Origin of the sequence: Salidesulfovibrio brasiliensis JCM 12178 (assembly GCF_001311825.1) — a bacterium.
Taxonomy (GTDB): domain Bacteria; phylum Desulfobacterota; class Desulfovibrionia; order Desulfovibrionales; family Desulfovibrionaceae; genus Pseudodesulfovibrio; species Pseudodesulfovibrio brasiliensis.
Window position 1 is genome coordinate 108562 of the sequence record NZ_BBCB01000001.1, and the last position, 19213, is coordinate 127774.

Consider the following 19213-nt stretch of genomic DNA (forward strand, 5'->3'; position numbering starts at 1 on the left):
CGGCCGTTTTCGTTGTATCATCTGGTTAGAGCCGTTCAAAGACAGAATCGTCGTACTCGTCCGAGGCGGGCAGGGCGGCCATCTTCGTCCTCGCCTTGCCACCTCCATGATGGGAGAAAGTGAAGAATGCGGTCGCCTGTATGAGCTCCTGTGCCTGTGCGGCCAGATGTTCACTCGTGCTAGCCAGTTCTTCTGATGCCGACGCGTTCTGCTGAATCATGCTGTCAAGCTGCTGCAGGGCGTCGTTGACCTGACCTGCGCCCTCATCCATCTGCGTGCTCGCTGCGCTTACTTCGTTGACCAGTTCAGCGGTTTCCTTGATCTTCGGTACTATCTCGGTAATCAGGCGTCCGGCCTCCTCGGCAACGTTTACGCTGTTCGTGGAAAGCTCGCTGATTTCGCTTGCGGCTTCACCGCTGCGTTCGGCCAGCTTGCGTACTTCAGCCGCCACGACCGCAAATCCTTTGCCGTGCTCTCCGGCACGGGCGGCCTCAATGGCAGCATTGAGGGCCAGCAGGTTGGTCTGGCGGGCGATTTCTTCCACAATGCTGATCTTATCCGCTATCTCACGCATGGCGTTGACGGTCTGATTTACGGCGTTGCCACCAGTTTCCGCCTGCTCCGAGGACGCGATGGAGATGGAGTGCGTGCGCTTGGAGTTTTCGGCGTTTGTGGCGATGTTTCCGGTCATTTCCTCCATGCTGGCGGAGACCTCTTCAACGTTCGCCGCCTGTCCGGACGCGCTCTGCGAAAGCGTCTCGCTGGCAGAAGCGATCTCTTCGCTCCCGGAAGCAACGGATTCGGAGATGCCGGTAATGTTTGTGATAATATCAGCGAGTTTGCTCACCATGTTCTGCATGGCAAGGCGAATGCCGGTGGCGTCTTCCACGAAGGGGATGTCCATGTCGCCGTTGGCCACTTGTTCTGCAAGCTCGTTGATTTCCGAGGGCTCGCCACCGAGCTGCTTCAGGATGGGGCGGATAATCAGCCATGCCGCCACAAAAAGCAGAAGGGTTGCCAGAGGGATGATGACAAACATTATGGTCCGGCTTGACTCATACGCAGCTTTGTCCACTTCGTAGACTTCCTTGGCAACGTCGAGCTGCAGCTGTACCAGCTCGCCGTATTTTTCGGTTACGGGGTCGATGATGGGGTAGAGTTCCTCAATGGTGAATCGTTCCAGCGCCTCGCCGTCCTGTCTCTTCAGAATCCCTTCAAGCTTGGCAATGGCCGCATTTGCACCTGAAAGCAGTCTGTCCACCTCGGTCACAAGCCGGGACTCCTCCGGCGTGAGTTCCGTGGCATGATAGGCGTCAAGCTGTTCTTTGATGACCTTTTTGGCTTCCCTGACAGCACGCGCGCCTTCGTTCCAGCTCAGGTTGCCGTTTCGAACCTTGTGGGAGACATCCACGATGTTTACCGCGTACATGTCCGATACGGTCTTGAGTTGCGCAAGAGGCACCACACGATCAGTATATACGGTTTCAAGGCCGCGAATGGCCAATGCTGCGTTGTTCAGGCCGATGAAACCGACCAGAATGGATACGGCTACGGCGAAAGCATCAAGGCATACAGTTTCGTCGCAGTCTTCATAGTAAAACTCCCTCTCTCATGTTCTCAGGGGACCGATTCGTATCGGCCTATTCAGTTGTCGATTCTATTCATACTATATAGGAATGGTTTTCAGTGTGACATTTATATGACAAAAATGGCGCAGCATGAAGGAGGTTCTTTTGAATAAAGGACAGTGGGTTAAGGGAATCTCACAATAGAAAAAGAAAAGCCCCGCCAGAGACGGGGCTTTAGTGTTCTTGCCGTATGTATTGAACCTTAGTTCATGGGCATGTTCGGCCGCTTGGTATCACCGCCTGTTCCGGGGAAGGGCTCATACTTGTGAGCGGGCTTGCCGGAGGCGAGGATTTCGTCGGCTTCCTTCATGAAGACCATGAAACGGTGCTTGCATTCGAAGAAACCGTGCCACCACGCGTAGTCAGGGGCCATCATGGCAGCGCCCATGCGTGCCCTGCGGCCTTCATGGTGCCAGAGGAAGTAGTATTCGATCTCGGGAACCTGATCGAACGGGTTGCTCTTGTCGAGCAGACCCTTTTCATACATTTCGTCCAGCTTGGCCTTCACGGGCTTGTAGTAGGTTTCGTTGTAGGTCTCCACGGCGGCGTCAAGCTTGACATAGTGATCGTCAACCCAGGTCTGGCCGTGGCACTGCTTGCAGACTTCCTTCATCTTGTCGCGCTCGGTCTTCCAGTTGGTCTGGGCCGGGAGCGGCTTGAAGTTTTCGGGCCTGACTGTCAGCGGGGCCTGGGTTTCCCAGCTCAATCGTTCGGTCACGTCGTGGGACGTCATGACCGTGCCGGAGCCGGACATGTGGCAGCTCGCGCAGGTCGGGCCGCGGTAGTCCACGCCCGGGGTCCAGGTACCGGGGGCCGCATTCCAGTTGTACTCGTCACCAAAGGCGTCATAAATGGCGCCATGCTTGGATTCGTTGTAGATTTCGATCTGCGGATGGTCCGGACCGAGGTGGCACTGGCCGCATGCTTCGGGCTTGCGGGCTTCCATGACGGAGAAGCGGTGTCGGGTATGGCAGCTGGAGCAGGAGCCGAGGCTTCCGTCGAGGTTGACGCGGCCGACGCCGACGTTGGGCCAGGTCTGCTTGTCCAGTTCGCCGTTTTCATCAACACTCAGCACCGAGCCGTGACAGGCATAGCAGCCGGTGGCGCGTTCGGTGTCCGTGTTGAGCCCCTTCTGCATCCAGAAGTCGATCTTCCACACGATGATGTTGGTCTTGGCGTGCTTGGAGCGGCTGTACTGCTTGACCTCGTCCGGGTGACAGCGCGAGCAGTCCTTGGGCGTGACCACGGCGGCCACAGGAATCTTGTACTCGCTCACTCCCCACTTGTTGTCGGAGCGCTCGTACTGCTTGAAGTGTTTTTTGCTGACGTCCTTGTCGTGCGGGTCTGCCTGGTGACAATCGATGCAGGTGATGTTGGCGGCAGCGTGACGGCTGGCGGCCCAGTCGGCGAACAGTCCGGGCGACTCCTGCTTGTGGCACTGAATGCAGGCCATTGCCTGTTTGGACATGCCGCGCTCGATCCTGAATTCCTTTTTCTTCGGGATGTTTTCTGCCGTGGCTGCCACGGCTGCCGACGCAACGGCCAACGCCGAAACTGCCAGCATCATGATTAGAAATCTTCTCATCTCCTCTGTACCCCTTTCTTTTCGTTACAGTTCGGGTTGCTTGTAGTCGTAGTAGGCCCGGTCAACGTGGACGAGGTTCTGGTGGCAATCCAGGCACTTCTTTTCATACCCCGGCATGGGGTAGAGCACCTGCTTGTGTGCAAGCATGGCCCCTCGCTTGTACGGCATGAACTGAATGTTGCGATGACACTTGAGGCACTGCGCGTTTTTTATGGACTCACGCGCCTTTGCCGCCTGTTCCGCCCGGTCGTATTTCACCCCCATGAAATGCGCGACAACGTCTTTGATGCCGTGGGCGGTCTTCATATAGAAGAAGTTGACGGTATCCTGCGGAGCAGGCAAGTGACAGTCCATGCAGTCGGCAACGAACCCTGCGGGTTGTTGACGTGAGAGGAGGTCTTCCAGGCCATGTATGCGGCCTGGATCTCATGGCATGAAGCGCAGAACTCCGGTGTGGAGGTCCGCACCATCGTGTAGTACGCCATGCTGAAGACCGGAAAACCCAGAACGATTCCCATGATGATCCAGAGAATCGGCCTGTACGGTTTCTTCATAGGCAAACTCCGTCTTTTTTAAAGGTTCATACGGCAAGAAATTAATCCATTTTTGCACGTTTTTGCGCTCAGAAACTTGACCCAAGTCAAAAACGCCTCCTATAGGCGTATCAATATTTTTCTTTTCTGACCATCTTGGTGGATTATTAATGAGCAAAGTCTGAAGAAACCAACATTGCGCAACCGATCAAAGGTGCGTATGAAAATGCGGTTGGTTGTTCTGAAACGCTAAGGGAGCCTGTCTTGCGAATCATCATTGTCGGAGCCGGAGAAGTCGGCTTTCACATCTCACGGCGACTTGCCGTGGAAAACAAGGAAGTTATCGTCATTGACAGATCTGCCGACGCGCTCAAACGAGTGGCCGAGGCAACGGACGTCAAGACCATCAAAGGCTCCGGAAGCAGCCCCGGCGTGCTGCAGGAGGCGGGGGTCAAGGGCGCGGACATCCTGCTTGCGGTCACCGACAGCGACGAAATAAACATCCTGTCCTGCTACTTCGCAAACCAGCTCTCCAAAGACATAACCAAGCTGGCGCGCATCCGGCACCGCGACTATACGGATTATGCCAATCTGGTGCGTGAAGGGGCCATCGGCATCAAGAAAATCATCAACCCGGACCAGGAAGTGGTGGACTCCATCCTCAGGTTGATGAGTGTGCCGGGGGCTGTTGAGATCAACGAGTTCGCGCAGGGCAAGATCCGTCTCATCGGCGTCAACCTGCCGCCGGATTCCCCGGTAATCGGCACCAAACTGCTGAACCTGCGCGACAGGATCGGCGACGTGCCCGTGGTCATCGCCGCCATTGTGCGTGACGACGAGCTTATCATCCCAAGTGGTGTCGATGAAATCCGCAAGGGCGACGTGGTCTATTTCGCCTGCGATATCCGCGATCAGGACGACATCATCGACCGCCTCGGCATCAAGTACGAGCCCATCAAGAAGGTCATGATCGTGGGGGGCGGCAACATCGGCTACCAGCTCGCCAAAGCCCTCGACAACAAGCATTTCCATACCCGCCTGCTGGACAATGATCCCGAGCGCTGCCAGTACCTCTCGGAACAGCTCGACAGGCCCATCATTCTTCAGGGCGACGGCACGGATCAGGAAGTCCTGCGCGAAGAGAATATCGGCGACATGGACATGGTCATTGCGGTGACGGGTGACGAGGAAACCAACATCCTGACCTGCCTGCTCGCCAAGAGCCTCGGCGCACGCAGCACGACCACGAGAATCAACAATTTCGCATACATGCCGCTCATCGACCCCATCGGCATCGACCACCTCGTCTGCCCGCGGCTATCGGCGATCAACTCGCTGCTGCATTTCATCAGAAGAGGGCAGGTCATATCCACGGCCAGCATCAAGGCGGATGAGGCCGAAGTGCTCGAAGCTATTGCGCAGGAGAAGTCCGATGTGGTCGGCAAGCCGATCATGGAGCTCGACTTTCCCCGTGGTTCGCTGGTGCTGTGCTTTCAACGCGGTCATGACGTCATCATCCCGCGCGGTGATACGGTCATTGAGCCGGGAGACCGCCTCGTCATCCTGTCCGCCCGGAACAACATCTCAAAGGTGGAAAAAGCCCTCGACGCCAAGATGGAGTTCATCTAGATGCGTTGGCAGTTCGTCCTGCACATCATCGGGGCCCTTTCGGCCTGCGTGGGGCTGACCATGCTCTGGCCGCTCATGTGGGCGGTTTGGTACGGTGATCCGGGCGTTATGCCGTTCATTGTTTCAGCCATTATTACAGTGGCATCCGGCGCAGCGCTGTTTTTCGGCTTTGCACGGAGCAGGAAGGGCGTGGTCAGTCATCGCGAGGGTATGGCAATTGTTGCTCTCGGGTGGCTTGCTGCGGGAATATTCGGTGGCCTGCCGTTCCTTTTTGCGGATACGTTTCCGACGTTTATCGACTGCGTGTTTGAGTCCCTGTCCGGTTTCACCACTACCGGTGCCAGCGTCATGACGGACATCGAGGCCGCACCGCGCAGCATTCTGTTCTGGCGCAGCCTGACGCACTGGCTCGGCGGCATGGGAATCATCGTCCTGTCGCTGGCCATCCTCCCGTTCCTCGGGGTCGGCGGCATGCAGCTTTACAAGGCGGAAGTGCCGGGCCCGGTCCCGGACAAGCTCAAGCCGCGCATCAAGGACACGGCCATGGTGCTGTGGAAGGTCTATCTGGTCTTTTCCGTCATTGAGACCATCCTGCTCATGTTCGGCGGCATGGACCTTTTCGACGCGCTCTGCCACACCTTCGGGACCATGGCCACAGGCGGCTTCTCCACCAAAAACGTCTCCGTGGCCGCCTTCGACTCGGCCTACATTGACTACGTCATCACCGTGTTCATGCTCATTGCGGGCATCAACTTCTCGCTGCACTACCTGCTTTTGAAGGGCAGGCCCAAGGTTATGCTCCGCGATCCGGAATTCCGTGTCTTTCTTGGCCTTTTCCTCATCTTCTGCACTGTGCTGACTGTTTCGGTCTACATGGCCAACCATTATGACACGACAGCGGATGCAGTGCGGTTCACCTCGTTTCAGGTAGCCTCGATCCTGACCACCACCGGCTTCGCCACAGCCGACTACGAGCTGTGGCCTGCCTTGTGTCAGGGGATTTTACTGTTTTGCATGTTCGTCGGCGGGTGTGCCGGCTCCACTGGCGGCGGCATGAAGGTCATGCGCATCATGCTGCTTCTCAAGCAGTCCTATCAGGAGCTGTTCCGGCTCATTCACCCGCGTGCGGTGTCCAAGGTCAAGATGGGCAAGACCGTGGTGCCGGATGACGTCATCCGGGGCGTGTGGGGGTTCTTCATTCTCTGGATCGGACTGTTCGTGCTGGCGGCCTTCGTGGTCGCGTCCACGGGCGTCGACGTTGTCTCGTCCTTTGCGGCTTCACTTGCCTGCATCGGCAACATCGGCCCCGGCATCGGCTCGGTGGGACCAACGGACAACTACGCGCACCTGCCGGAACTCGCCAAGGCCTCCCTGACCCTCTGCATGGTGCTCGGACGACTCGAAATCTACACGGTCATCATTCTTTTCGTACCGGAATTCTGGAGAAAGTAAGCGGACCGCTCTGGTGAGAAGGGCACAAGGGAACCTTCCGTGCGTTCAAACGCAGGGCGGTATATCGCGTGGCGACGATCTCATTCGTCACCACGCGCTGATGCAAGACATGTCTGATTGAAAGAAGCCTTTAAAACGCCGCAGTTATTGGCCCTACAGCATCGTTCCGGGCGAAGAAGCTCTAATCGTCCGCCCTGAAATGACACCCCTTGGATTCCTTGTTCCGCATGGCCGACATGGTGACGACGTAAGCGGTCTGGCAGCCGTGGAACAGGTCGATGAGCGGTTTGGTCAGCGGGGTGTTCTTGTAGAAATCCTGAAGGTTTTTCGCCAACATGCGAAGGTCGGAGAAGGCTCGGTGCAGCCGGGCCGTGCTGCGGGATATGCCCACGTAGTTCCACATGGTGTTGCGGATGGTGGCCCAGTCCTGATTGATGAGCGCGGGGTCGTCGTTGTGGACATCGCCTGCGCTGACCCAGTCGCGGATGGAATCACGCAGCTTGTTCGACATTGGTTCGGAGTGGCTGATGCGGCTGGCGATGTCCCGGCCGGACTGAACGCCCCAGACGAGGCCTTCCAGCAGGGACGTGGACGCGAGGCGATTGGCGCCGTGAACGCCCGTGCATGAGCACTCGCCCACGGCATAGAGCCGTTTCAGGGTGGTCTTGCCGTGCAGGTCGGCCAGCACCCCGCCGCAGAAATAGTGGGCCGCAGGAACCACGGGGATGGGCTCGCGTGTGATGTCCATGCCCATGTCCTTGCAGCGTTCCGTAATGGTTGGGAACCGCTTGGCGATGTCCTTGTCGATGTTGTTTGCGGCATCGAGGTAGACGCAATCCTCGCCGGACTTGAGCATCACGTCCATGATGGCCCGGGTGACAATGTCGCGCGGGGCGAGGTCTGCGCGCTCGTCGTAGCGATGCATGAAGGGGTCGCCGCAGCCGTCGACAAGAACGGCGCCTTCGCCACGCACGGCCTCGGAAACCAGAAAACGCTGACCGCCGCGCTTGCCTGCATACAGGGCGGTGGGGTGGAACTGGACATACTCGCAGTTGAGTAGCTTCGCCCCGGCGCGATGCGCCATGGCAACGCCCGAGCCGATGGAGCTCGCTGTGTTGGTGGTGTGCAGGTAGACCTGCCCGATGCCACCCGTAGCCAGCACCGTGTAGCGGGAAAGCAGTGTCTCCACTTCGCCGCTGGCCTCGTTAAAGACATACGCCCCCACGCAGCTGTTAGCCAGACTGTACTTGAAATCCATGTGCGTGGAGTGGTGGTGCGTGGTCAGGACATCGATGGCGGTGCGTTTGGTCAGCACCGTGATGTTCGGGTGCTCGCTGACGGCCTTTGCAAGGCATTCCATGATGTTGCGGCCGGTGTGGTCGTCGCAGTAGAGAATGCGCGGCAGGCTGTGGCCGCCTTCCTTGGTGAGGTACCAGTCACCGGGCTTGCGCTGATTGAAGGGTATCTTGAGCTTGTTGATGAAAAGCTCTTGCAGGATTTCCGGACCCAGCTCGCAGAGCTGGCGAACCGCTTTCACGTAGTTGTGGTTCCACCCGGCGGTGAGGATGTCTTGCTCAAGAATACTCGGGGCGTCGCCTTCGGCTTCAAATACGATGCCGCCTTGGGCGAGCTCGGTATTCCCGTGGGACAGACGTTCGCCTGCGGTGATTATGGTACACGGCACACCTTCCTCGGCAAGAGTGAGTGCGCAGACGCATCCGGCTATGCCGGAGCCTATGACCAGTACTTCGCTGACGATTCGTTCCTGCATGGCATATCCCCTATGCGCAGGCCTTGAGCATCCTCTCAAGCGCCTTGCGGGCCGGTTTTGCAATCTCCTCGGCCACTTCAACGGGTTCCGCCTTGTCGAGGGAGAGGAGTTGTTCGGCCAGTTTATCGGTGGTGGTCTTGGCCATGTCGTCGCATACGCGGGTTTCGAGAACCTTGACGGTCTTTTCGTCCCTGTGCCGTTCGGCCAGACGATTCACAAGGTTTGCCTCGGTGGCGACGTATATGGTCGATCCCTCGGGAGCGTTCTTGACGTAATTGATGATAAAAGATGTGGAACCGTTGGCATCCGCAGCCTCTGTGACGTCGGGCGGGCATTCGGGATGCACGACCACCAGCGCCTCGGGGTCTTCCCGGCGGATGGTCTCAAGGCTCTTGATGGTGAACTCGTCGTGGATAGGGCAGTAGCCCGGCCAGATCAGCAGGCTCTTGCCTTCGGCTTCTTCGCTTGAAACGTACAGGGACGGTTCGCCGTCGATTAGTCCGGGGTTAAGAATATGGCGTTCTTCTTCCGGGATGCCGATGGCGGTTGCGGTGTTGACCGCAAGGTGTTTGTCCGGAAGGAAGAGCACGGCGTCACCGCGTTCGCGCGCCCAGCGAAGCATGGTCTTGGCATTGGCGCTGGTGCACACGGTGCCGCCCCATCTGCCCACAACTGCCTTGATCTCTGCGGAGGAGTTCACATAGGTGAGCGGAATGATTTTCTTTCCGCTGGCAGAAAGATTCTCAAGCGCAACGTTGAGCGCTTCGGGCCGGGCCATGTCCGCCATCGGACAGGCGGCGTCCGGGGCCGGGATGTGGATTTTCTGTCCCTTGCGGCGCAGAATCGCGGCAGATTCAGCCATGAACCAGACACCGCAGAAAACGATGTGTTCGGCCTCAAGCCCTTCGATGCGCCGGGCGAGCTCAAGCGAGTCGCCGGTTATGTCGACGTGCGCAAGCACTTCATCGGACTGGTAGTGGTGGCCGAGGATGGCCAGACGGCTCCCCATGGCCTTGCGAATGTCTTCAATGGTCTTGGCTGCGTCTTGCATGACCGGTCCCTAAAGATTGATGAATTGCATGCTGAAGTCGGACGCCGGGGCGGAGTTGGTGAGTCGGCCCACGGAAATGAAGTCCGCGCCGAGTTTGCCGTAGGTGCCAATGTTTTCGAGCGTAATTCCGCCGCTGATTTCCGTTTCAATGGAGTCGGGGACCAGCTCGAGTGCTTCGGTGATCTGCTCGGGCTTCATGTTGTCGAACATGATGCGCTCGACCTGAGCGTCAACAGCCTCGCGGACCTCGTCCAGCGTGCGGCATTCGACTTCCACCGGCGGGCAGGGATCATGGGTGGAGCGGAGCGTTCTCACGGCTTCACCGATGCTTCCGGCCTGCTCGATGTGATTGTCCTTCAGCATCAGCATGTCAGACAGGTTCATGCGATGATTTTGTCCGCCGCCGACACGAACTGCGTATTTTTCGGGGTAACGCAGGCCGGGAACGGTCTTTCTGGTGTCGAGCAGGTAGGTTTCGCAGTCGTCCAGCGCCTTGACGTATTTGCTGGTCTGCTCCGCGATGCCGGAAAGGTGTGACAGGAAATTGAGAATCACCCGCTCGGCCTTGAGCACGGTCGGGGCAGGGCCCTGAATGGCGGCAACGAGCGTTCCTTCGGAGATGCGGTCTCCGTCATCGACATTGAGCACGCTGTTGCAGTTGCCCCCGGCCATTTCCAGAACAAGGGGGATGATGGGAACCCCGGCCACGATGGTGTCCTGTTTGGCCACAATCTGCGCGTGGGCCTGATCGGACTCGTTGAAGAGGGCGGAGGATGTCAGGTCTGCACCGTCTTCGGTCAGGGCGACCTTGATGGCGGTTATCAGGAACATCCGGCTTCGGCCTTGAAAAAATCGTCGAATATGTTGCTCATGGCTCTCGTGCAAAAGTTTTGTCAGGATTTCAGCAAGTATGTCACAGTCGCGTTTTCGTCAAGGGGGTGCCGAGTTCATGAAATATTTCACAAAGATGTCGCTGATAAATCACTTGAATTCTTTGACCTGAACCTTCAATTGGGCTAATTGTTTTCGGGATGAGCGACAAGCACACCATACCGCATCTGCATCATCCCGAGGACGCTACTGACCTTCACGATGTGCAGGATTACGATCAGCACCCGGCCGATGCCGCGGAGCATATCGAAGGACTTGACGTTGATGAACAGGTCAAGTTCATCAAGCAGCTCCCTGTCAGGGACGCGGCACAGTCCATTGCGGAGATGGATGCTCATGATCGCAAGATTCTGATCAAGAATCTTCCACCCGGACTGGCTGCACGCATCGTTGGCGAAATGTCGCCCGACGATGCAACAGACCTTCTCGGCGAACTGGACGAGCCGCACCGCAAGAAGCTGCTCGGCAAGCTCGAAGCCGAAGACAGGGCCGAGATCAAGACGCTCATGACCTTCGATCCGGACACGGCCGGCGGCGTCATGAACACCGAGGTGGTGGTCCTGCCGCAGCGGCTTACGGCCGATGAGGCCATCGGCAAGCTGCGTGAGGAGGTCGAGGACAAGGAAATCCCGTATTATGCCTACCTTGTGGATGACCGCGAGAGGCTCACCGGGGTGGTCTCCCTGCGCGATCTCCTGCTTGCCCGCCGAGGCCGCCAGCTCAAGGAACTGGTCAAGACCCAGAACCTTATTTCCGTCGGATACAACATCGACAAGGAAGAGGTTGCCCGGCTCATCACGCACTACAATTTTCTCGCGCTCCCGGTGGTCGATTTCGGCAACCGGCTGCTCGGCGTCGTCACCGTCGATGACGTCATCGACATCATTCACGACGAGGCATCGGAAGACATGCAGACCATGGTCGGTGCAGGTGCGGACGAGACCACGGATTCCCCCGTGTTCTTCTCTGTCAAGAAACGCCTGCCGTGGCTCATCGTCAACATGCTCTTTTCCGGCGTTTCGGCCTGGGTGGTGCACCTTTTTGAAGGGAACATCGCGGAGATGGCCGTTCTGGCCGTTCTCATGCCTATGGTCGCCAACCAGGCGGGCAACACCGGCCAGCAGGCCCTTGCGGTCATGATCCGTCAGCTTGCGTTGGAAAAATTTGACCGCAAGCGTTCATGGGTGGCGGTTTTCCGCGAAATCAAGATCGGCATGCTCAACTCGCTGATTGTCACCACATTTGTCTTGCTGGCCGTTTTCGGCCTCACGGGCAACGGGACCCTTGCCGGGGTCATGGGTGTTTCGCTGGCATTCGACATGCTGATAGGGGCACTTGCCGGGGCATCGATCCCGCTTCTGTTGAAGGAGCTTGGACGAGACCCAGCACAGGCTTCCAGCATATTCCTGACCACCATAACCGACTCCATGGGATTCCTTTTCCTGCTCGGGCTCGGTGGGATAATGCTTATCACTCAATAGAACCTACGGAAAATGCAATAAAAAAAGCCCGCCAAATGGCGGGCTTTTTCGTGACATATAAAACGATACGATCAGTCCATGCCGAGAGAGGCGAGCAGGTCGTCCACGCTGCCCTGGTCGCTTTCTTCCTGCGGTCCCTGCAGGGTGCTGGCCTTGGTCTGAACTTCTTCCCTCAGCCCATTGATGTCCTTTTCAGGCTCTTCCTCGCGGGCTCTGATCATCAGGCCGGTAGAAACCATGACATCACGCACGATCTGTTCAACCTTGCGCAGGGAGTTGATGATGATCTTGATGCGCTGGCCAGTAAGGTCCTGGAAGCTCAGAGTGACCATGATCTGGCTCAGGTCCATGGAAAGCGTGCTGTTGATTTCCTTGAGCTTCTGGCGGTTCTCCTTGGTGACGCCGCCGGACTCGAAGCCTTTGACAATGGTATCAAGCGTAGAGGAGAGGTCCTGCAGCTTTTCCACGATGTCGATGATATCCACCGCGGCTTTTTCGGTGGTGCGCAGCACTGCGTCGAGTTGGTCCGAGGTCTCGGAAAAAATCTCTTCTGGGTCGAGGTCTGCCTCGATGTGCTGGACGACGGTGCCGCCCTTCGCAGCCTTGACCTCATTGTAAATCTGTTTGAGCCCCTCCTGCAGGTCGTCATTGACACGGCGGTAGAACTCGCCCTCCAGAAGTGCCGTGGAGAGATGCTTGGCGATCTCCTGTTCGACGGATCGGGTGATGGAGTCGCGCAGGCTCTCGGTAAGCCTGACGGCCACCTTGTCCATCATTTCGCGAATAATTTCTTCATTGCCGGTCATATGGATCCCCTTAACAGTTGGATTCTACGATCTTCTCGCGTTGCGAATCTGTTCTCTCTGCCTGCCGAAAACGAACTGGATAATAGCTTCGAGATCGTTGTCGCTGATGCTCTGGAATTCAAACCCGTAAATATTGCTGCCTGCATCATGCGTCAGAACCGAGCCCTTGGCCCCGGCCATGCGCAGGGGAGCACGTTCCAGCACGATGACAACTTCAAGCAGGTCATTGGTGCTGATCGACTCAGATGTACGGAACTTCATCCCGGCACCGGATATCTCTATCACCTCAAGATCAATCGGGAAATCATCACGAATCTGATCGCGGCTCAGAAGACCGAGAATGGTGTCAAGCTTACGGTCCATTTCCTGAAGAAAGCCGACGACATCCTCCGGGAGCTTGGCGTTTCTGAGGTCGCTCGCCATGGGAGCGGACTGGCTGCGAAACAGCTTGGGCGAATTGACGTCCGACGTGCGCCGGGCATGGGCCTTCAGGCGTGTGTCAATGCGCGAATAGGACCGTTTTTCCTGACTCATCTAGTGCCTCCAGAGATTAACGGGCCGTATCCTCCGGGTCGAGGCTCATGGCCTTGACCGGACAGACCCGGGTGCACATGCCGCAAGCCGAACACTTTTCCACGTCGAACTCGACCGTCCGGTCGGCCTTGTTGATGACAAGGGCCTTGGTGGGGCATATGGCGGTACACATGCCGCAATGAACGCAGCTGTCCTCGTCCCGGAATATCTTGTGCGCCACCGGAGTGATGCGGATTCCGGTCTCCTTGAGGTAGGCGATGCCCTTGTGAAAGTCCTCTTCGAGCCCGGTGATCTCGAGCGTCATGGTGCCTTCCTGACGCGGGCTGATGTCGGCCTTGAGAATGTTGAAGCTCAGGTCGTACAGCTTGGCGAGGTTGGAGACCACCGGCCTTCCCGACTCTTCCGGCGGGAAGGTGAGGTATACGATCTTTCTGAATCCCTTGACGATTTCACTCATGAATTTCCTACCGTATCGTTATTTATGACATGTCCCGCATCGACGGGCAAGTCACTACTGTTTTTGGAGATAGTTTCTGGCCTGCTTGGCTTCGTTCGAGTCCGGGAACTTCTTGACCAGCAGGTCGAGGGCTGCGTTGCCAGCCTTCTCCTTGCCGAGGCGGAGCAGGGCGTACCCCTGCTTGAGCATGGCGGCCGGAACCTTGCTGCTCTTGGGGTGCTTCTTGATGACATCGTCATAAAGCAGCGCGGCCCGGGCATAGTCCTTGAGCTTATAGTAGCATTGACCTTGCCAGAATATCGCGCTGGCCCGGTACGGATGGCTTTTGAAAGTGTCGGTGAATTCGGCCCAGTAGGAGCGGGCCTTTTCGAACTTGCCGGCCTTGTATTCGGCCATGGCAGCATCGTAGAGGTCCTTGGCGGGGTCGCCCGAGACCTTCTTGGGAGTTGTCGCCGGAGCCGTTGCGGCCGCTGCAGCCACTGCTTCTGTGGCGTTGGAGTCCTCGGCAGTGGCGTTTGTATCCTTGGCAGCAACAGCCATGACAGCCTTGGCTTCCTCCATGGCGGTCACGGTCTCAAGCTCGATGTTGAGTTGATTTTCCATGGCGAATTCCATGGCTTCAAGGCGTTCCTGCACCGTGGGCAGCGCTGCGGTGGTGGCGTTATCCACGCCGATTTCGCGATCAAGGCGCAGCTTCATGACTTCGACATCGCCCTTGAGTGTGGCAAATTCCTTGCGAAGCGTATTCAGCTCGACCCATATGTCGGCGGTTTTCTGCGCCACCGGAGTGTTTGTTGTCTCAATTTCCTGCCGCAGTTGCTCACGTGCTTCGGCAAGTTCCTGTTCAAGCTGCATTATCAAACGGCGCTGCTCCTCGCTGTCCTGACGGGAGCGGGCCTGAATGCTTTCAACTTCCTGCTTGGAGGCGCAGCCGCCGAGAAGAGGCGTGGCCAGCGCGATGACGACGATGAGGGATGCTAGGCGTCTCATTGGATGGGAACTCCTCGTTTTCTACCAAGAAATACATACCCCAAAGCTCCGAGAACCGGAATGAAAATGATGAGCTGAATCCAGCCCACCTTTTCGCCCGAGCTTTCGAAATCACGCTTCCAGGCATCGAGAATGGCCCAGGCGCTGAACGCGAACAGGGCGACAATGACCAGACCGGCAAGCGCCCACTGGGTGGCCGAAATCTGGGAAAGGCGCTCAAGCATGTACTGAACTCCTGTTTTTTCTTGTAAAAAGATACACTCCGAGCAGCAGGAAACAACCCGTAACGACCTGCGTGACGCTGGCAAAACCGAAGTCGCCGCGCCAGTCGGCCCGGAAGTATTCAATAAAGATTCTGAACACGCCGAACATGATCAGGTATAGACCAGCGACTCTGCCGGGCGCAACACCTCTTCGGCCGAACCACACAAGCGTCACAAACGTAATGAACGCTCCGGCGCTTTGATACAGCTGCGTGGGATGAAGCGGCACGCCGATGGGGGCAAGGCTCCCGGGATCACTGAAAATAACCGCCCACGGCACATGGGTCTTTGCTCCGTAACAGCAGCCCGCCATGAAGCATCCGAGTCTGCCTACGGCCTGTCCCAGCGCGATTCCCGGCGCGATGGCGTCGCACCATTCAAGCTTGCGCGGCTGGCGGCGCATCTTCCAGTATCCGAGCAGCGAGCCAGTGCCAGACCGCCCGAAAAGACGAGCCCGCCTTCCCAGAAGGCAAATATCTGAAGCGGATTCTTCAGAAAGTAGGGCAGGTCGATAAGCACATACAGCAGCCGGGCTCCGCCGATGGCCCCGACCACGACCCAGAAGGCGAGATCGGGCACGACGTTGCGGTCAAGTTCCCTGCGGTCGGCCTCGCGCATGGCCCACCAGATGGCGGCCAGAAACGCCAGCGCGACAAGCACTCCGTACCAGTGCAGGGTGAGTGGCCCGAGCCTAATCAGTACCGGATGCATTGTTCCTGTTCAGCCAGAGGGAAATCATAACGGCCCCGGCCCCGACAGTCAGGGCGGAGTCCGCGATGTTGAACGCGGGCCAGTGGTATGTCCCTACGTAAAAGTCAAGGAAGTCCACAACTTCACCCAGACGGACGCGGTCGATGAGGTTGCCGATCGCGCCACCGGCAATCATGCCGAGTCCGGCGATCATCCAGCCGTCCTCTTCCTCGGTCTTGCGAAGAAGCTGACCGATGAAAATGAGCGCAACCACGGTGATCGCGATGAACAGCGGCACCTGCCAGTCGATGTCTTCCCGGTCCAGAAAGCCCCACGCGGTTCCCTTGTTGCGAACATGCACGAGATTAAAGAAATCCGGGATGATGCGCTTCCAACTCCACAGGGGAAGCTTTTCCATGACCAGCCATTTGGTCCATTGGTCAAGGGCGACCATAATGGCCGCCCATATTCCTGCTTTGGTAAAGCGATTCATAGTTCAAGCCCTACTTGAGGGTCTGGAGAACCGATGCGCAGCGCGGGCAGACCTCAGGATGCTCGGCGTCGGTGCCCAGCTCTTCTGAAATCCTCCAGCAACGCAGGCATTTCTCGCCGGGAGCGTGTTCGGCCTTGATCTTGAGGCCCTTCATTTCCTCGGCGACCACCGCAGTATCCGGGGCTTGCGCTTCGGGCGCAAAGGCCAGCTTGGAGACAATGAGAAACTCTTCGGGGTCGAAGTTGTCGATGCGGAAGAGCGGTTCCACGTCGCCGTAAAGCGTGACCATGGCATCAAGCGGCTTGCCGATGACCTTGTCCTTGCGCATGGGCTCGATGGTACGGTTGACCTCGTGCCTCACGGCAACACGCTTTTCCCATTCTTTGCGCTCGGCGTCGTCCATTCCGGTTTTTTCCGGGGTGAAGCGCAGGCCGAAAACGGTTTCCTGCTGGCCGAGGGTGGCCTTGATGGCCTCCGGCAGGTTCTGGAACGCTTCTTCGGCGGTAAAGGACAGGACCGGGGCCATGTCGACCAGAAGCATCATCAGGGTCTGCCAGAGCACGGTCTGGGCGCTGCGGCGCTTGATGCCGTCCTGCTCCTCGACATACAGGCGGTCCTTGAGGATATCGAGGTAGAAGGACGAGAGATCCACGACGCAGAGGTTGTGCAGCGTGTGATAGACTTTATGGAACTGATAGTTCTTGTAGGCATTCTGGATGGTTTCGTGATTACGGGTCACGAGGTCCAGCGCGTAGCGGTCCAGCGGGAGCAGTTTGTCTGCGGAGACGGCGTGCTGTGCCGGATCGAAATCGTTCAGGTTGGACAGCAGGTAGCGGCAGGTGTTTCGGATGCGGCGGTAGGCATCCACCAGACGCTCCAGCGTCTCGTCGGAGATGCGGACGTCTTCCTGATAGTTGGAGGCCGAAACCCACATGCGAAGGATTTCCGCGCCGTACTTGTCGATGATTTCCTGCGGAGCGATGACGTTGCCGATGGACTTGGACATCTTGCGGCCTTCGGCGTCCACAACGTACCCGTGGGTCAGAACAGCCTTGTAAGGCGGTACTTCGCGGGTGCCCATGGAAGCGAGCAGGGAGCTGTGGAACCAGCCACGGTGCTGGTCGGAGCCTTCAAGGTAAAGGTCGGCCGGGAAGGTGGTCTCTTCACGCTGTTCGACCACGGCGGCGAAGCTGGTGCCGGAATCGAACCAGACGTCAAGAATGTCGCGTTCGCGTTTCCAGTGATTGCCGCCGCACTTGGGGCAGGCCAGTCCTTCGGGAACGAGATCGTTGATGTCGGCCTCGAACCAGTAGTCGCAGCCTGTGGGATGCTCGGCGAACTTGTCGCAGAGGTCGTAGACCCACTGGGCGTCGAACCACGTTTCGTCGCAGTCCTTGCAGATGAGCGCGGTGATGGGTACGCCCCAGTTGCGCTGGCGGGAGATGCACCAGTCCGGGCGATTGGCAACCATGTTGTAGATGCGGTCTTCGCCCCATGCCGGAATCCAGTCCACGTCTTCACGGATGGTCTTGAGCGCGCGGTCGCGCAGGCTGTTTTCCTCCATTCCGATGAACCACTGGGTGGTGGCCCGGAAGATGACCGGCTGCTTGCAGCGCCAGCAGTGCGGGTAGGAGTGGCTGATCTTGGAAGAGGCCAGCAGGTTGCCGAGTTCTTCCAGTTTTTCGATGACTTTGGGGTTGGCGTCGAAGACGTTCATCCCGGCGAAGAATTCCACTTCCGGAAGAAACTCACCCCGGTCGTTCATGGGCGAATAGATTTCAAGGCCGTAGCGTTTGCCGGTGACAAAGTCGTCCGGACCGTGGCCTGGCGCGGTGTGCACGCAGCCGGTACCGGCTTCGAGGGTCACGTAGTCGGCGATGACCACCGGGGATTCGCGGTCGTAGATGGGGTGTTTGGGTTTGAGCCCTTCAAGCTCGGCGCCTTTGACGGTCTTGACGACCTTGGGAGCGTCCCAGCCTACCTGCTTGGCCACGTCTTCAAGCATGCCTTCGGCCACCACATAGTAGTTGCCGTCCACTTCCGCGAAAACGTAGTCGAAGTCGGGGTGCACGGCCACGGCCATGTTGTCCGGGATGGTCCACGGGGTGGTGGTCCAGATGACGATGTAGGTCTTCTGCGGATCGACCCCTGCGATCTCTTTGACTTTTTCATCGAACATGGGGAAGCGCACGAAGATGGACGGGGAGGTGTGATCCGCATACTCGACTTCGGCCTCGGCCAGCGCGGTATGGCAGTCGCAGCACCAGTAGATGGGCTTCTTGCCGCGCACCACGCCGCCTTTTTCCATGAACCGGCCGAGTTCGCGGGCTGTGGCCGCCTCGTACTCGGGCTTCATGGTCATGTACGGGTCTTCCCAGGTGCCGAACACGCCGAGACGTTTGAATTCCTTGCGCTGCACGTCGAGCCATTTGGTGGCGTATTCACGGCAGATCTTGCGGATGGTCTGAGTGGGCAGGTCCTTGCGCTTCTTCTTGAGCTCCTGCTCGACCTTGTGCTCGATGGGCAGCCCGTGACAGTCCCAACCCGGAACATACTGTGCCTTCTGGCCCTGCATGTTGCGGGACTTGACCACGATGTCCTTGAGGACCTTGTTCAGGGCCGTGCCCATGTGAATGTGACCGTTGGCATAAGGAGGACCGTCATGCAGGCAGTATTCGCCGTCGCTTTCGGCGCTGATCATCTGCCCGTACGCATCAATCTTTTCCCACATCTTCAGCGTTTCTGGTTCACGCTGCTTCAGGTTGGCCTTCATGGGGAACTTGGTCTTGGGCAGGAGAAGAGTTTTCTTGTAATCACTCATGGTTGCCGATCCTCCGGGGACGTATATTTCTTATGTTTACTGTCGGTTCCGAAAAAAGAGCGGTTAGAATGGTGCATGGGGGGCCGGAAGTCAAGGGCCGAAAGCCCACGACCTGCCGCACAGAGGCGATGCAGGACA

At 57.9% G+C, this 19213-nt stretch carries 18 protein-coding genes and 2 pseudogenes; 3 read left to right on the forward strand and 17 right to left on the reverse strand.

What is annotated here, in order from left to right:
* Nucleotides 1-25: 25 nt before the first annotated feature.
* The 5 genes and pseudogenes from JCM12178_RS20420 to JCM12178_RS19060 form a co-directional block, all read right to left on the reverse strand.
* On the reverse strand, nt 26-1039 hold the full coding sequence (locus JCM12178_RS20420) for a methyl-accepting chemotaxis protein (RefSeq protein WP_172677048.1): 1014 nt from the start codon (nt 1037-1039) through the stop codon (nt 26-28).
* Nucleotides 1040-1069: 30 nt separating this feature from the next.
* Nucleotides 1070-1546 (reverse strand): annotated as a pseudogene (locus JCM12178_RS20425) (MCP four helix bundle domain-containing protein); the annotation flags it as partial.
* A 284-nt stretch (nt 1547-1830) separates the two neighbouring features.
* The gene (locus JCM12178_RS00615; protein WP_054648052.1) at nt 1831-3213 is read right to left on the reverse strand and encodes a multiheme c-type cytochrome; all 1383 of its coding nucleotides are present in this window, start codon (nt 3211-3213) and stop codon (nt 1831-1833) included.
* Nucleotides 3214-3237: 24 nt separating this feature from the next.
* A pseudogene (locus JCM12178_RS19050) lies at nt 3238-3731 on the reverse strand (cytochrome c3 family protein).
* Entirely contained in the window at nt 3640-3924 is a 285-nt protein-coding gene (locus JCM12178_RS19060; protein WP_245628540.1) for a hypothetical protein, read from the reverse strand. The pseudogene JCM12178_RS19050 and the gene JCM12178_RS19060 overlap by 92 nt, the downstream one beginning before the upstream one ends.
* Before the next feature lie 86 nt (nt 3925-4010).
* On the opposite strand from JCM12178_RS19060, the gene trkA reads away from it, so the two are divergent.
* A complete protein-coding gene (gene trkA / locus JCM12178_RS00625) occupies nt 4011-5375 on the forward strand; it encodes a Trk system potassium transporter TrkA (RefSeq protein ID WP_054648053.1) in 1365 nt (454 codons plus the stop codon).
* Nucleotides 5376-6827, forward strand: coding sequence for a TrkH family potassium uptake protein (locus tag JCM12178_RS00630; RefSeq protein ID WP_054648054.1), 1452 nt, complete (start codon nt 5376-5378; stop codon nt 6825-6827). It abuts the gene before it with no gap.
* A 181-nt stretch (nt 6828-7008) separates the two neighbouring features.
* On the opposite strand, the gene nadB is transcribed toward JCM12178_RS00630, so the two are convergent.
* From nadB to nadC, 3 genes are read right to left on the reverse strand one after another with little or no spacing between them, the layout of a single operon-like run.
* The gene (nadB, locus tag JCM12178_RS00635; RefSeq protein ID WP_054648055.1) at nt 7009-8598 is read right to left on the reverse strand and encodes an L-aspartate oxidase; all 1590 of its coding nucleotides are present in this window, start codon (nt 8596-8598) and stop codon (nt 7009-7011) included.
* Nucleotides 8599-8608: 10 nt separating this feature from the next.
* A complete protein-coding gene (gene nadA, locus JCM12178_RS00640) occupies nt 8609-9649 on the reverse strand; it encodes a quinolinate synthase NadA (RefSeq protein WP_054648056.1) in 1041 nt (346 codons plus the stop codon).
* Between the two features lie 9 nt (nt 9650-9658).
* On the reverse strand, nt 9659-10480 hold the full coding sequence (gene nadC / locus JCM12178_RS00645; RefSeq protein WP_054648057.1) for a carboxylating nicotinate-nucleotide diphosphorylase: 822 nt from the start codon (nt 10478-10480) through the stop codon (nt 9659-9661).
* Between the two features lie 200 nt (nt 10481-10680).
* On the opposite strand from nadC, the gene mgtE reads away from it, so the two are divergent.
* Entirely contained in the window at nt 10681-12021 is a 1341-nt protein-coding gene (gene mgtE / locus JCM12178_RS00650; RefSeq protein ID WP_054648058.1) for a magnesium transporter, read from the forward strand.
* A gap of 71 nt (nt 12022-12092) precedes the next feature.
* On the opposite strand, the gene JCM12178_RS00655 is transcribed toward mgtE, so the two are convergent.
* From JCM12178_RS00655 to ileS, 9 genes are read right to left on the reverse strand one after another with little or no spacing between them, the layout of a single operon-like run.
* Nucleotides 12093-12827, reverse strand: a complete 735-nt coding sequence (locus tag JCM12178_RS00655; protein WP_054648059.1) for a protein phosphatase CheZ — start codon at nt 12825-12827, stop codon at nt 12093-12095.
* 24 nt (nt 12828-12851) lie between these two features.
* Nucleotides 12852-13361, reverse strand: coding sequence for a PilZ domain-containing protein (locus tag JCM12178_RS00660; RefSeq protein WP_054648060.1), 510 nt, complete (start codon nt 13359-13361; stop codon nt 12852-12854).
* A gap of 16 nt (nt 13362-13377) precedes the next feature.
* Complete coding sequence (locus tag JCM12178_RS00665; RefSeq protein ID WP_054648061.1) at nt 13378-13818, reverse strand: NIL domain-containing protein; 441 nt, start codon at nt 13816-13818, stop codon at nt 13378-13380.
* A gap of 54 nt (nt 13819-13872) precedes the next feature.
* Nucleotides 13873-14808, reverse strand: a complete 936-nt coding sequence (locus JCM12178_RS00670) for a tetratricopeptide repeat protein (protein WP_054648062.1) — start codon at nt 14806-14808, stop codon at nt 13873-13875.
* Nucleotides 14805-15032: a PLD nuclease N-terminal domain-containing protein gene (locus JCM12178_RS00675; RefSeq protein WP_054648063.1), complete on the reverse strand. Its 228-nt coding sequence runs from the start codon at nt 15030-15032 to the stop codon at nt 14805-14807. The genes JCM12178_RS00670 and JCM12178_RS00675 overlap by 4 nt, the downstream gene beginning before the upstream one ends.
* Nucleotides 15025-15474 (reverse strand): prolipoprotein diacylglyceryl transferase, encoded by a 450-nt coding sequence (locus JCM12178_RS20150; RefSeq protein WP_250635924.1) that lies wholly within the window; start codon nt 15472-15474, stop codon nt 15025-15027. The genes JCM12178_RS00675 and JCM12178_RS20150 overlap by 8 nt, the downstream gene beginning before the upstream one ends.
* Nucleotides 15402-15782 (reverse strand): prolipoprotein diacylglyceryl transferase, encoded by a 381-nt coding sequence (locus tag JCM12178_RS20155; RefSeq protein ID WP_054648065.1) that lies wholly within the window; start codon nt 15780-15782, stop codon nt 15402-15404. Before JCM12178_RS20155 ends, JCM12178_RS20150 begins: the two co-directional genes overlap by 73 nt.
* Entirely contained in the window at nt 15763-16254 is a 492-nt protein-coding gene (gene lspA / locus JCM12178_RS00690; RefSeq protein WP_054648066.1) for a signal peptidase II, read from the reverse strand. Before lspA ends, JCM12178_RS20155 begins: the two co-directional genes overlap by 20 nt.
* Before the next feature lie 10 nt (nt 16255-16264).
* Nucleotides 16265-19075 (reverse strand): isoleucine--tRNA ligase, encoded by a 2811-nt coding sequence (ileS, locus tag JCM12178_RS00695; RefSeq protein WP_054648067.1) that lies wholly within the window; start codon nt 19073-19075, stop codon nt 16265-16267.
* Nucleotides 19076-19213: the final 138 nt, after the last annotated feature.

Bases quoted from the DNA above. Each gene is read 5' to 3' on its own strand.
- JCM12178_RS00670 (WP_054648062.1), bottom strand. From the start codon at position 14,808: ATGAGACGCCTAGCATCCCTCATCGTCGTCATCGCGCTGGCCACGCCT.
- JCM12178_RS00655 (WP_054648059.1), bottom strand. From the start codon at position 12,827: ATGACCGGCAATGAAGAAATTATTCGCGAAATGATGGACAAGGTGGCC.
- JCM12178_RS20420 (WP_172677048.1), bottom strand. From the start codon at position 1,039: ATGTTTGTCATCATCCCTCTGGCAACCCTTCTGCTTTTTGTGGCGGCA.
- ileS (WP_054648067.1), bottom strand. From the start codon at position 19,075: ATGAGTGATTACAAGAAAACTCTTCTCCTGCCCAAGACCAAGTTCCCC.
- lspA (WP_054648066.1), bottom strand. From the start codon at position 16,254: ATGAATCGCTTTACCAAAGCAGGAATATGGGCGGCCATTATGGTCGCC.
- JCM12178_RS20150 (WP_250635924.1), bottom strand. From the start codon at position 15,474: ATGCGCCGCCAGCCGCGCAAGCTTGAATGGTGCGACGCCATCGCGCCG.
- JCM12178_RS00660 (WP_054648060.1), bottom strand. From the start codon at position 13,361: ATGAGTCAGGAAAAACGGTCCTATTCGCGCATTGACACACGCCTGAAG.
- JCM12178_RS00615 (WP_054648052.1), bottom strand. From the start codon at position 3,213: ATGAGAAGATTTCTAATCATGATGCTGGCAGTTTCGGCGTTGGCCGTT.
- JCM12178_RS00630 (WP_054648054.1), top strand. From the start codon at position 5,376: ATGCGTTGGCAGTTCGTCCTGCACATCATCGGGGCCCTTTCGGCCTGC.
- nadC (WP_054648057.1), bottom strand. From the start codon at position 10,480: ATGTTCCTGATAACCGCCATCAAGGTCGCCCTGACCGAAGACGGTGCA.
- nadB (WP_054648055.1), bottom strand. From the start codon at position 8,598: ATGCAGGAACGAATCGTCAGCGAAGTACTGGTCATAGGCTCCGGCATA.
- mgtE (WP_054648058.1), top strand. From the start codon at position 10,681: ATGAGCGACAAGCACACCATACCGCATCTGCATCATCCCGAGGACGCT.
- JCM12178_RS00675 (WP_054648063.1), bottom strand. From the start codon at position 15,032: ATGCTTGAGCGCCTTTCCCAGATTTCGGCCACCCAGTGGGCGCTTGCC.
- JCM12178_RS00665 (WP_054648061.1), bottom strand. From the start codon at position 13,818: ATGAGTGAAATCGTCAAGGGATTCAGAAAGATCGTATACCTCACCTTC.
- nadA (WP_054648056.1), bottom strand. From the start codon at position 9,649: ATGCAAGACGCAGCCAAGACCATTGAAGACATTCGCAAGGCCATGGGG.
- JCM12178_RS20155 (WP_054648065.1), bottom strand. From the start codon at position 15,782: ATGCATCCGGTACTGATTAGGCTCGGGCCACTCACCCTGCACTGGTAC.